The sequence below is a fragment of the Hymenobacter polaris genome (assembly GCF_012927305.1).
Taxonomy (GTDB): domain Bacteria; phylum Bacteroidota; class Bacteroidia; order Cytophagales; family Hymenobacteraceae; genus Hymenobacter; species Hymenobacter polaris.
In genome coordinates, this window is record NZ_JABBGH010000001.1 from 2,010,087 (window position 1) to 2,022,656 (window position 12,570).

General features: G+C 62.5%; 8 protein-coding genes. 4 read left to right on the forward strand and 4 right to left on the reverse strand.

Going from position 1 to position 12,570, the window contains the following annotated elements:
• Window positions 1-85: 85 nt before the first annotated feature.
• The 3 genes from HHL22_RS08635 to HHL22_RS08645 all read right to left on the reverse strand — a co-directional run bounded on the left by HHL22_RS08635 (window position 86) and on the right by HHL22_RS08645 (window position 4,386).
• Window positions 86-2,551, reverse strand: a complete 2,466-nt coding sequence (locus HHL22_RS08635) for a M1 family metallopeptidase (protein WP_169530517.1) — start codon at window positions 2,549-2,551, stop codon at window positions 86-88.
• Between the two features lie 222 nt (window positions 2,552-2,773).
• Complete coding sequence (locus HHL22_RS08640) at window positions 2,774-3,400, reverse strand: WcaF family extracellular polysaccharide biosynthesis acetyltransferase (protein WP_317172641.1); 627 nt, start codon at window positions 3,398-3,400, stop codon at window positions 2,774-2,776.
• A gap of 116 nt (window positions 3,401-3,516) precedes the next feature.
• The gene (locus HHL22_RS08645) at window positions 3,517-4,386 is read right to left on the reverse strand and encodes a class I SAM-dependent methyltransferase (protein ID WP_169530518.1); all 870 of its coding nucleotides are present in this window, start codon (window positions 4,384-4,386) and stop codon (window positions 3,517-3,519) included.
• A 613-nt stretch (window positions 4,387-4,999) separates the two neighbouring features.
• On the opposite strand from HHL22_RS08645, the gene HHL22_RS08650 reads away from it, so the two are divergent.
• From HHL22_RS08650 to HHL22_RS08665, 4 genes are all read left to right on the forward strand, one after another.
• Window positions 5,000-8,704, forward strand: a complete 3,705-nt coding sequence (locus HHL22_RS08650; RefSeq protein ID WP_169530519.1) for a T9SS type A sorting domain-containing protein — start codon at window positions 5,000-5,002, stop codon at window positions 8,702-8,704.
• A 371-nt stretch (window positions 8,705-9,075) separates the two neighbouring features.
• On the forward strand, window positions 9,076-10,176 hold the full coding sequence (locus HHL22_RS08655; RefSeq protein ID WP_169530520.1) for a PA14 domain-containing protein: 1,101 nt from the start codon (window positions 9,076-9,078) through the stop codon (window positions 10,174-10,176).
• Between the two features lie 123 nt (window positions 10,177-10,299).
• Window positions 10,300-10,800 carry a hypothetical protein gene (locus HHL22_RS08660; protein WP_169530521.1) on the forward strand — a complete coding sequence of 167 codons (501 nt, stop codon included), beginning with the start codon at window positions 10,300-10,302 and terminating at the stop codon, window positions 10,798-10,800.
• A gap of 666 nt (window positions 10,801-11,466) precedes the next feature.
• Window positions 11,467-11,985: a Pr6Pr family membrane protein gene (locus HHL22_RS08665; protein ID WP_169530522.1), complete on the forward strand. Its 519-nt coding sequence runs from the start codon at window positions 11,467-11,469 to the stop codon at window positions 11,983-11,985.
• Window positions 11,986-12,074: 89 nt separating this feature from the next.
• Here HHL22_RS08665 and HHL22_RS08670 read toward each other — a convergent pair whose 3' ends face one another.
• Window positions 12,075-12,449: a hypothetical protein gene (locus HHL22_RS08670; protein WP_169530523.1), complete on the reverse strand. Its 375-nt coding sequence runs from the start codon at window positions 12,447-12,449 to the stop codon at window positions 12,075-12,077.
• Window positions 12,450-12,570 lie beyond the last annotated feature (121 nt).

A 12,570-nucleotide genomic window follows, 5' to 3' on the forward strand; every position in this document is an offset into this window, starting at 1 on the left:
GCCCTAGGGGGTAGCAGGTGGCGCAACAGCTTGAGCTAGCTGAGGGCGGAATGACCAGCCTGGCGGGCGCGCTGGCTACTGGCCCCTAGGCGGCCTCGATAGCGGCTACGGCCTGGGCTACCAGCTCGGCCGCCTGGCGGGCGGCGGGCCGGGTGGCCTGCTGCTGCCGCACTTGTTGCAGCAAAGCTATAATGCGCTTATAGTCAATGAACTGCTTGTACTCCACCGTCAGCGCGCGTATGCGGCCGATGCCCTGGGCGAGGGCAGTCGGGTCGTCGAGGCGGCCGAGCATTTCGCCCAGCGCCGGCAGCATCTCGAAGCGCTGGCTGGGGCCGGCCGCGTCGTATTTGGCCAGCACCGAAGGCCACTGCGCTGCGCCGCCCGCGCGGCCATACACCGCCACCAGCGCCCCGGTGAGCGCGCCCTGGTGGTCGGCCTCGAGGGCGGTGGCGCGGGCCAGGGCCTGGGCAGGATGGATGGCCAGCAGCGCCAGCAAAGCCGCCGCCTGCACCCGGTACGACGGGCTGCCCAGGGCCTGGGTAAACAGCGCGGCGTAGCGCGCGTCTTGCACCGCGCCCAGCGCCGCTAGGGCCGCCGCCCGCACGGCCACCGCCGGGTCGGTGGCGGCCAGCCGGGCCAGTACAGGCGCCGCCCGCGCGCGCAACGGCTTTTGTTGCAGGTCGAGCAGCCCGATGGCCAGCTCGCGCAAGGCGGGCGAAGTATCGGCCAGGCCCGCTAACAGCAGCTGTTGGGCTAGGGGGTTGGCGGGTTGGCTTTGGGCGGCGCGCAGGGCCTCGCGCCGGGCCAGGTACTGGGGAGCGTGCCGGTACTGGTACGCCAGCTCGGTTAAGGATTTGCGGTCGTCTTGCTGCCACAGCAGCACCTGCTGGGCATCGACGAGCACCAGGTCGGGCCGGGTGGGCGCCGGGAAGTAAAGCGTATCCACGGCGTGGCGCAGGGTGGCGGGGTAGCGGCGGGCGCGGCCCTGGGCGTGCACCTCCACCAGCAGCGGCAGCTGGAAAGGCAAGCCCGGCTGCGTTTGGCGGACCACCACCGCCTGCCGCTGCCGAGCGGCCTGCCACTGGTAGTCAATTGTGACGACCGGGTGGCCGGCGCGGAAGTACCACTGGTTGAAAAACCAGTTCAAATCCTGCCCCGACGCCGCCTCCAGGGCTAGCCGCAGTTGGTGCACCTCGCCGGTGCCTAGGGCCTGCTGCGTGAGGTAGCGCTGCAAGCCCCGAAAGAATACCTCCTCGCCCAGATAGGCGCGCAGCATGTTGAGCACGGCGCCGCCTTTTTCGTAGGTCACGGCGTCAAAGAGGTCGTCCTTGGCGGCGTACACCGGGCGGGCCAGCGGCTTGGTGGCGCTGGCCGGGCTGCGCAGGTATTTTTGCCGGCTCAGGTCGGCCTGCTGGGCGCCGGCGTCGGGCCCATATTCGTGCTCGGCCCACAGCACTTCGCTGAAGTTGGCAAACGACTCGTTGACCGTCAGGTTGCCCCAGCTTTCGGCCGTCACGTAGTCGCCAAACCAGTGGTGAAACAGCTCGTGGGCAATTTCGCGCTCCACGCCCGCGTACTGCCAGTCGAGCAGGGCGCGGGCCGAGCCCTGGGCCTGCTCGCCAAACAAGGAGGCCGTGGTATTTTCCATGGCGCCGGCCACAAAGTCGCGGCACACCACCTGGCTGTACTTGCTCCACGGAAACGCCACCCCTAGGCGCTCGCTGAAGAACTCCAGCATGCGGGGCGTTTTGCCAAATATGGCGCGGGCCTGGGGCGCGTACTGGGGCTCCAGGTAGTAGCTCACCTCCTTGCCGCGCCAGGTGTCTTTGGTCGCGCGGAAGTCGCCCACGGCCAGCATCGCCAGGTAGGGCGCGTGGGGCAGGTCCTGGCGCCAGGTGTCGGTGCGCAGGCCGGGGCCGGCCGGCACTTGGCTCACCAGCAGGCCGTTGCTGAGCGTGGTGTAGTAGGCGGGCACCGTCAGGCTGATTTCCTGGGTGGTTTTCTGGTTGGGCTCGTCAATGGTCGGAAACCAGGCAGAGTTGGCATCCGGCTCGCCCTGCGTCCAAATTTGGCGGGGCTTGCCGGCCACCGCGCTGTCGGGGTTGATAAAGTACAGCCCCTTGGCCCCGCGAATGGCGGCGCCGGCAGTGGCCACCAGCTCGTCGGGCTTGGCCACGTAGTCGAGGTAAACAGTGTAGGCCTCGCCGGGTTGAAAGGCGCGCCCCAGGTGTATCAGCAGCTGGCGCTGGTTGTAGCTAAACTGCAGGGGCTGCTGGCCACCGCCCGCCACCAAGGCTACTGCCTTGATGTTCATACCCTTGGCGTCGAGGCGCAGCGTATCGGTGGCGTAGGCGTGGGGGCGTAGCGTCAACCACGCCTGGCCGTAGAGGTAGCGCTTGGCATAGTCGAAGCGCACGGCTAGCTTGGTATGTACCAAGTCGTGGGCGCGGCGCGCGGCGGCATGGTAGGCAGTAGCCACGGGGGGCGCCGACTGGGCCGCCGCTGGCCCACTCGCCGCCAGCGCCGCGAGCAGCCCTAGGTAGTAGCGCATAAAGTAACGTGGGCAAAAGAGCGAGCCGGCAAGTTCGCACGCGCCGCCGCTACGGGCCCGGCCGGCCACCCGGCCCTAGGGGGGCTGCGGCATCAACTTCCCAAGCAATGGCCTAGACGCTAAAACCCCTTCCTAGCTGACATGGCCAGGAAGGGGTTTAGCTGTAAGCTGGAATCAAGACTGGCTGGGTGAAACTAGGCGGCCTAGGTAGTCCCGCCGGCGCTACGCACTCATCACCCGTGGGCGGACGGGCACGGCGGGGTTGCCCGCGTATACTGTCCAAGGTTCCAACGGCTTGCTAGCTACCGAGTTGACCGATAAGACCGCGTGGGAACGGCACGTGACGCCGGGGCAGACAACGGAGCGCGCCCCAATCCAGACCCCATCCTCCAGCGTAATCTTTGCCAGGCGAAATGCAAAGTTGCTTTGCGTATAATCGTGGTTGCCCGTCAGCAAGATGACCCCCTGGGAAAGGTTGACGTGGCAGCCAATCACCACGTCTTCCATGTTGTCAATCCAGACGGACTCGCCAATCCAGCTGTGGTTGCCCATGCGCAGCCGCCAGGGATTCTTGATGCGCACGTTGGGCTTAATCACCACTCCCTTCCCTATATCGGCCCCAAACAGCCGCAGGATGCCGACTTTTAGCCGTGACGGCCAAGGAATAGGCGTGTCAAAGAGGTAATAATTAATGGGATACCACAACACTACCTTCCACAGGGGGCCAGCGCGGTAGCCCCCCACGCGGAAGCGGGAGAGGTCCGTCGCTGGGTGGTCCGCACCTTGGTTTCTGTTGCTCGCCACGCTCAGCGTCGGTTGGCGGGGCATTTCGTTGGGGAGTGCTACCATGCAGTAAGGCTAGGGGGCGGACATGGCCGTGAAAAAGCCGGTCATGCATACCGCCTGATAAGGTAAGGAGCAGCTATTATTAGCCAGGCTACTTGCTTGCTAGACAACCTAGTAGCTCACTGCCGGCGGGCCACGCACATGAGCGTTAAGGCGCTTGTGTCGGCATCAGGATTACGGCCCGAAAGCAGGTTGCCTAGCCGATACTTTCGCTCGGCCGTGCCTTTCTCGCCTTTTAGCACCTCCGCGCCCAAGTCATGGTTGTGGGGGTAAACGGCTACCTCAAAGCCTAGCGGCTGCAGGATTTGCTTGAAAAAAGCGTTTGTCACGCCGTGGCCCGGCTTATGATGAATTTCGCAAGCCAGGCCCCACTGCTGCTGGCTATCGGTTTTGTGCATGCCCTGGCGCATGAGCTTATAAATAACCAAACGCGCGTTCCACAGCAGCTTGGCAACGCCCTTGTAGTCCCAGGCGCTGAGCTGCGGGTCGTGGTCGGTCACGAGCAGGCCCCCCGGCTTCACCAGCCGCGCGGCTTCGGCCAGAATGGCGGCCATATCCTCGCAGTGGTGCAGCGTGGCATTGAGCACGACAATATCCGCAAAGCCGGTTTGGAAAGGCAGCGAGGTAGCGTCGGCCAGCACCGTCGTATAGCCGGCCTGCTTAGCCAGCTCCAACGACTTGGGGGCCACATCGACGCCGATAAGCACTTTGGGTTTATGCGGCAGGGTAGCGAAGATATTGCCCGGTCCGCAGCCAATGTCCACTACTACTTTATTTGTCACGTCGCCCAGCGCGGCCTGCCAGCGGCTGCGGAAGGATTCGCTACGGTGGCAATAAGTCAAATACTCTTCCGCCCACTCGGGGTGGTTGAAGTAATAGATATTGGCGTTCAACCCAGGCGAAACCGACTGCAGCGGTATCTCCAAATAGTGCTCTTGTTCCAGCACATCGGTATTGGGCGCTAAAAAAGGGGTAAGGGTTGCAAGCATAAGCTGAACTATAAGGGAGGTGTGATGCTACTAGCCAACCTAGGGGCTAAATTTAATGACGAAGCTTTAAACTCTACCAATTACTAGATTAATTGTACTGGTTAACTGTTAATTGCCTAACTAGACTGCCTTAGTAGCCTAGCGGTGAATTAAGGGCTCATGGGCGGCGAGGCCATAGAAAACCCCGGTAGCTTAATTGTCGCGAAGGTGCCCTAGGGTAGGTCTTGCCCTCCCGCCCAGCGCGCATACCCTCCGTCAATGCTACGCCCCTGGTTACCTCTAGTAGTGTCAGCACGGTACTAAGGCGCGGGGCGCGGCTATAAAGAGAGGAAAGCTAAACATCGCTCAACTTATCCCCTTCACAATGAATAGCCTGTGAAATTGCTCAGGCTGCTTGCAGCGGCGGGTGGTAGCCCCGCGCATCAGCTAACCCGGATTGCGGAGCGGCGGAAAAGACGTAGGCCCTTGTATAAGCTGGTCAGCAACAGTATCCGGTGGTCTTTCGCAATTATATGCACAAAAAATCACCAAAAAGATACTATTCTGGTGCCAATCAATAGGCGGCATCCTATATTGCGCCCCTCAAGTTCATCCCCCTTTCACGCTACTTTTTATGAGAAAACCCCTACTATGCGTGGGTACCCTACTGGCCTGGGCTGGCCTGGTGGCTGGTACCAGTACTGTCAGCTTTGCGCAAGATGCGAAGTATAGCGGCGCCAAGTTTAAGGCCGCTACGGAGCTGCGCGAGCTAGCCGATAGCAAAGCCGCTAACCGCCCCAAAACGACTACCCGCACCACTAAGTCGGCGGAGCCGGAGAAAATCGACCTGCTGCAAATTCAGGATGGCTACGTCGTTATCGACGCGGCCGCTACCAGCGCCGACGGGCACCAGCTACTGCAGCAGCTCCAGCAGCTAGGGTTGAAGCAAGGCTCGGTGTATGGCCGGGTAGTTTCGGGCTTGTTTCCCATCGATAAGGTCGGCCAGCTTGAGCGGGTGGAAACGCTACGCTTTGCCACGCCCGCCTACCAGCCCATGCACAACGTGGGCCTCGTTACCTCGCAGGGCGACGCCTCGCTGATGGCCGATAAGGCGCGGGCAACCTACGGAGTGTCGGGCGCGGGCTCCAAGGTGGGGGTGATTTCGGACAGCTACGGCTCGATAGCCGGCGGCCCGGCGGCCGGGGTTGCCTCCGGCGACCTTCCCGCCGACGTGCAGGTGCTGGCCGACATTACGGGCGGCACTGACGAAGGCCGAGCCATGGCCGAAATTGTGCACGACGTGGCGCCGGGGGCTCAAATTGCCTTCCACACGGCTAACCTAGGTCAGGCGGGCTTTGCCAGCGGCATCGGCAAGCTGGCCGACGCGGGCTGCAACATCGTGGTGGACGACGTGATTTACTTCGCCGAGCCGATGTTCCAGGACGGCATCATTGCCCAGGCCGTGGACCAGGTGGTGGCGCGCAACGTGCCCTACTTCAGCGCTGCGGGCAACCAAGCTCGGCAGTCGTACCAGGCTACCTTCAAGAACTCGGGCAAAGAAATTCTCGCCGCCGACGGCTCCAGCTACGGTGTAGCGCACGACTTCGGGGGCGGCGACATTACGCAGAGCGTTCGGATTCCGGCAGGTGGCACACTGCGGCTCTCCTTTCAGTGGGCACAGCCCTTCTACACGGTGAGCGGCGGCACGGGCGCCCAAACTGACCTCGACCTGCTGGTATTAGTTAATGGCGTGGTGCGCACGTCGTTATCGTCGCTGCGCGATAACATTGGCGGCGACCCGTTCGAGTTTATTAGCATAAGCTTCAGCACGGCTACTACCGTCGAGCTGGCCATTGTCAAGTATGCAGGCCCCGACCCTGGGCTGATGAAGTACGTTAACTTCGGCAGCTCCACCGCCGTGCCGACCGAGTACGTTACCAACAGCTCCACGGTATTTGGCCATGCCAATGCCACGAGTGCGGTGGCCGTAGCCGCCTCCCCCTGGTACAACACCCCCGTATTTAATACCAATATCACCCGGCCCGTAGTGGAGTCCTTCTCGTCACAAGGGGGCACGCCGGTATTCATCACCACCGCAGGCGTGAATACGGGCTACGATGACAGCAAGATTCGCCGCAAGCCGGTGGTGACGGGCCCCGACGGGGGCAACAATACCTTCTTCGGCTCCGATACGTCGCTCGACCCCGATGCTTATCCTAACTTCTTTGGCACCTCGGCCGCCGCGCCGCACGTAGCGGCCGTAGCCGCGCTGATGCAAGAAGCGGCCCGCAATAGGTTGACTCCCGTTGATGTAACGAACCTATTGACAGCCACCGCGCAGGATATGGACGACCCCTTCACCCCAGAATTTGATACGGGGTTTGACTTCCGCACCGGCTACGGCTTCGTGCAGGCCGACAAGGCGGTGCTGGTGGCGGGTAGCCCGCAGACTACTTGGACGGGCGCCGTTAGCACCGACTGGTTTACGGCCCAAAACTGGACCGCGGGAGTACCCAACGCCTCGCTGGATGCCACTATCCCGAGCGGGGCGCCCCGCTACCCCGTGCTGACGGCGGGCATGCCCACTACCCGCGCCCTAACTATTAATTCGGGGGCGTCGCTGACGCAAAGCGGCGGCACGCTCGACGTGCGCGGCAACCTGACCAACAACGGCACCTTCGCGCCTACGGGCGGCGCGGTGGCCCTAGGCACCGCGGCCGCGTCTGACGGCCCGAACATCTTTGGCAGCAGCACTACCCGCTTCTGGGACCTCACGGTGAACACCGCGGGCGTGCGGCTGGGCACCAGCGCCGGCGCCTCGGTGCGGCGCGTGCTGACGCTGACGGGCTCGCTCGCCACGCAGGGCAACACCTTCACGCTGGAGTCGAGCAGCCAGGGCGACGCGCTAGTGGTAAACAGCGGCGGCGAGGTAGTAGGCGCAGCCACCGTGCAGCGCTACATCGACCCGAGCCTGAACCCCGGCCTGGGCTACCGCCACTACAGCTCGCCGGTACGCAACTCGACCGTGGCCGACCTGGCCACCAAGGGCTTCCAGCCGGTAGTCAACGCCGCCTACAACAGCAGCCCCACCCCGGACCAGGTAATGCCCTTCCCCACGGTGTTTGGCTACGACCAGGCCCGGGTGGTACTCTCCAACTCGCTGTACAACTTTGATAAAGGCTTTTTCTCGCCCGCTACTACCAGCGCTCCCCTGGTGCCGGGCCGGGGTTACGACGTGAATATCAGCGCCAGCGAGCTGGTGGATTTTACGGGCACCCTCACCAACGGCGACCTCAGCGTAAAGCTTGACCGCAACGCCGCCGACACGCCCAACTCGGACGACGCTGGCTGGCAGCTCATGGGCAACCCCTACCCGGCCCCGCTCGACTACTCGCGCGTAGCCCCGGCCGACCGGGCCGGGCTGGAAGAGGCCATTTACGTGTACAGCAGCACCAGCCAGTACGATGGCCAGTACCGCGCCTACATCAACGGCGTGGGGGGCAACCCCATTATTCCCGTGGGGCAAGGCTTCTTTGCCCGCGTGGCCACGCCTGGTACGAGCAGCACCTTTGTTTTTCGGAACAGCCAGCGCCTGACCAGCCCCGATGCGACTTCCTTCCAGCGCTCAGCGGCCGACGCGCGCGCTTTGGTGCAGCTCGAGCTTGGCACCCCGGCCGGCGCGGCCGATACGTTCTACGCCTATGCCGAAGCCGGTGCTACCCCGGCCTTCGACGACGCCTTCGACGCCGCCAAGCTGCCCAACCCTAAGGGCCTGAACCTGGCCAGCCTGGCTGGCAGCCAGCGCCTGGCAATTGACGGGCGCGCGGCCTTTACGGCGGCCACCACCATTCCGCTGGCCGTGAGCGTGCCCAAGGCCGGCACCTATTCGCTCAGCGCAGCGGCCCTCCGCAACTTGCCCGCGGGCCTCACCGCGTATCTGCACGACGGCCAGACGGGCCAAACCGTGCCGCTGGCGGCAGGCACGCGCTACACCTTTAGCGTAGCAGCTAGCCAGGTGGCAGCTCCCCTCGCGGACCGCTTCACGCTGCGCTTCAGCCCGCTTGCCGCCGTGGCCAGCCTGAGCGCCACCGAGGTGGGCGTGTATCCTAACCCGGCGCACGAGCGCTTTACGGTGCAGGTGCCGGCCGTAGCGGCCGCTTCCAGCGTGCAAGCCGAGCTACTCAACTCGCTGGGCCAGACCGTAGGTCGCCAGAGCGCCGCGCAGTCGGCAACGGGCACTACGCTTACGCTCGAAACCGCTGGCCTGGCCGCGGGGGTGTACGTGCTGCGCCTGCAAGCCGGCAGCAGCACCCTGACCAAGCGGGTAGTTGTGCAATAGCGAAAGCCATCATTTCTTTTTCGGTTACAGTAGTAAAGCCCCAGCCAACCAGCTGGGGCTTTTTCGTGGCCGTGGCTCATTGCCATTGCCATCGACAAGCTTGGCCTCGCTACCTTGCTTAGGGGACCCTAGGGCGAGCCGCTAGCTCGATTAGGACGCCTTACTGGCACCCGACGCGGGAGCCTGCTTAGTGGCTAGCGGCAGCTTTGCGCACCTGCGCTGTTGCATTTGGTGTCCCAAAAAGGACTAGCAATAGCTGGCGCCAGGGCGTACGGCCATAACCGCTGCCTTTGCGCTAGCAACCAATTGCTACCAACTACGCTCTTTCCAGCATGCTTCGCTATCGGTGGCTTTTTGGATGGTTGGCCGGGATGTTACCTACCGGCGTAGGGGCGCAGGTGCCAGTGGGTAATGGCCTGCAGGGCGCTTATTACCAAGGCGCCAATTTCGACCAGTTCGTCACCACGCGCCGCGATGCCGTTATCAACTTCGACTGGCACGCGCGGCGCCCGGTGGCCGGGGTCGGGGCCGAGCAGTTCTCGGTGCGCTGGACGGGCTGGCTGGTGCCGCCCACCACGGGCCGCTACGTGCTACACCTGAGCGCTGATGACGGCCTGCGCCTGTGGCTAGACGAGCGCCCGCTGCTCGACGATTGGCGCGGCCAGGGCCTGAGCTATCACCAGGTGGCGGTTGACTTGCGCGCTGGCCAGGCCTACGCCCTGCGCCTTGACTATTGCCAGGCGACGGCTGCCACCCGGGTCCGGCTCGCCTGGGAACTGCCCGCTGCGCCAGCCACTTCCCGCCCTCGTCACACTCGGGGAAGCTTTGCCATGGCTTCTTCAGAAGTAGTTGTCGTGCCAACGCGCTACTTATTCAGTGACGCCCCCACCCTGCCCCCAGCACCTGTAGCAGCAGTAGTGGAAGCAGCGCCGGCCATCCCTTTGCCCCCGCCGGCTAGGCCGCCCGCAGCCCCCACGAGTGTGCTGGTGCTGCACCCGAGCACTGAGGCCGCCAGCAAACCTCGACCACGCAGCTATTTAGCCCTAGGGGCCAACCAGCCCCTAACCCCGAGTCCGCCCGCCGCAACGAGTTCGAATAGAGTTACAACGGTGGCGGCTCGCTTGGCGGCGGGCCAGGCTGTGACGCTACGCACATTGTACTTCGAGCAGGGCCAAGCGGGCTTACTACCGGCCGCACGGGCTAGCCTTGACACACTGGCGCAGGCCTTGGTCGGCCAGCCTACCCTGCACCTGCAAGTGCAGGGCCACACCGATAATCAGGGTGACCCGGCCATCAACCAGCAGCTCTCGCAGCGGCGCGCCGAAGCCGTTTGCCGCTACCTGCAGGCGCACGGCATAGCCCCCTACCGCCTGCAGGCGCTGGGCCTGGGCGGCACCCAACCGGTAGCCGACAACACGATTCCGGCCGAGCGGCCGCGCAATCGCCGGGTGGTACTGCGGCCCCTGCCCTAGGTTAGCAGCTTCTTAGCGACTACCTGGGCACGGGTACGCAGCATGTAACACGTAATTAAGACTACCCGCCACTCACTACACCCCACCCTTACCAAATAGCAATTTTTCCATATCTTACCCTGCATGAAACACTTCTTACTCACCGCCTCTCTACTCTGCTTGGCCCTAGGGCCAGCGCAGGCCCAAACTGCCCCAACCCCACCCGTACAAGCTGGTCCCATAAGCGCCTTGGACGCCCAAAACGGGTTTCGGACTTACGTGCTAGGAGCGCCAATCAAGGAGTATCCCCAGTTGAAGCGCAAAGAAGGGGTTATTTACGAAAGCCGCAAAGAGCCCCTGTTGCTAGGCAATACCCAGCTTACCAATTTGTACTTTACTACTTACCAAGGGCGATTGGCTTCTATTGTCTTCGGCACGCGGGGCGCCGACAACAGCGAAGCGTTGGTAGCTAGCCTTACGCAGCAGTACGGCCCAAGCACCTCGGCCAACGGGGCAGCCCAAACTTGGGAGGGCAACAAGGTCACGATGTACGTTACCAGGGTCGGGAGCGGGGACTATGAAATTTGTATAGTCACGCTCAAGAGCAACGAACTGGCTGCCGAGCAAAAAGCGACTGCCAAGTAATATACCAACGAAATCCTCAGCGTCTTTTCCCTCTAACCCAAAGAATCCTATCCGCCGCGGCGGGAATTTTTAACAGTTGCTTATCAGCACGCTCATACGCTTATCCTTATGTGAGCTGCGCAGGTTATTAGCTCATAATTAATGATATATCTCACATAACCTACTGCGGCCACCTAGGGTATAGTGACGCAAGAAGTAGGCGAGCCTACACCCCCGCTTACCTAGTTTCAACGCTGGTGGCGACGTAAGCAGCACCAGGTAGCAAGGCGTTGGGCGGAGTAGTAGCTGGTCCCCAACCCCCGCACCCACCCGATTGCGCCCCGTCCCGTGGGCCCGCCCCTGCTTTTTTAAAAGCTCCTCACCCCAGGCTCCCCTATTCAGCGCCCTGCCCTTTCTTGATGCTTTGCGCGCACTCCTTTTTATCACCTAATCTCACAAAACTTTTATTTTTACCTAGCAAACAATTAACTGATACCTAGGGTCATGCGCTATTAAAACAGCTAGCCGCTAGCTGCGATTTTAGTTGCCCTAACTAATCGTTCGCTTATGGCAATGACTATGCTTCCCAGGAAGGTGCCTGGCCAACTGTTAGGAAGCCTTACTGCCGCTACTGCTTGGTTTGCCCTGCTACTGCAGGCCGTATTAACGACGGGTAGTCTGCTCAATTTGCTCAGCTACTTCACCATTATTTCCAACCTAGCGGTTGCGCTGAGTCTAACGCTGGCCCTGGGCTGGCCCAGCACCAAGCTGGGGCGCTACGCGGCCAGCCCAGCCAGCCAAACCGCGGTGGCGCTGTACATTGTCGTAGTCGCGCTCGTGTACAACACCGTCCTGCGCGGCCTGCTGCTGCTAGCGGGCTGGTCCTGGCTGGCCGATACGCTGCTGCACGTAGTGGTGCCCGTGTTGTATGTTGGCTACTGGCTATGGTTTACTCCGCGCCGAACCCTGCGCTGGGCCCAGCTAGGGGCGTGGCTAGTCTTTCCAGCCGCTTACTTGGGGTACTCCCTGCTGCGCGGCCCAGTAGCGCAGTGGTATCCGTACCCGTTCCTGAACGTGTCAACCCTAGGCTACGCGCAGGTGCTACGCAATAGCGGTGTGGTACTCGCTTGTTTTCTGCTTGTTGGCAGCGGCTTGATAGCGCTTAACCGCGCCTTACCGCTTCGCTACTTCAATAAGCAGCTATAGACCAGCAGCAAAGTTTTTATGCCCCCGCCCTACCCAGAAGTCCCCGGCCCTGGGCAAGGCGGGGGCTTCTGGGTGGCTTGTGCTTAACCTTACCGGCCAAAGCTATACTGCACCCCTAACTGGGTGTTAAGGAAGCTACGGTTGCCGAAATTATAATTGTAGTGGTTAAAGAAATCCACATTAAGTAGGCTGTTGGCGGTAAGGTCCAATCGGGTGCCAGCCGAGTAGCGTAGTGCTGGCCCCAGCACTACGTTTGCGGTGTTTTCTACGGCGGTATAGGCGCCGGCTTGGTTGCGGGTGGGCTGCACGGCGTCGGTATACTCCCCACTGCGCTTATCTATCGTATGCGCCCAACTAGCGCCGGCTAATACGTCCACGTGCAGGCGCGAGGTGGGGGCGGTAATGGTAAAGCGAGCCAGTAAGGGCACCACCAGCACGTCCCGGCGCAGCGCAGATTTATACACGCCGAGTGTAACGCTAGCCGAGTCACGAGTGAAGCTACCGCTGGCGGAGCCCCGGCCGAAGCTAGCGCCCGTCTGAATAGCCCAGCGGGGGCTAAGTTGCCAGCCTAGCGTAATAGCTGGC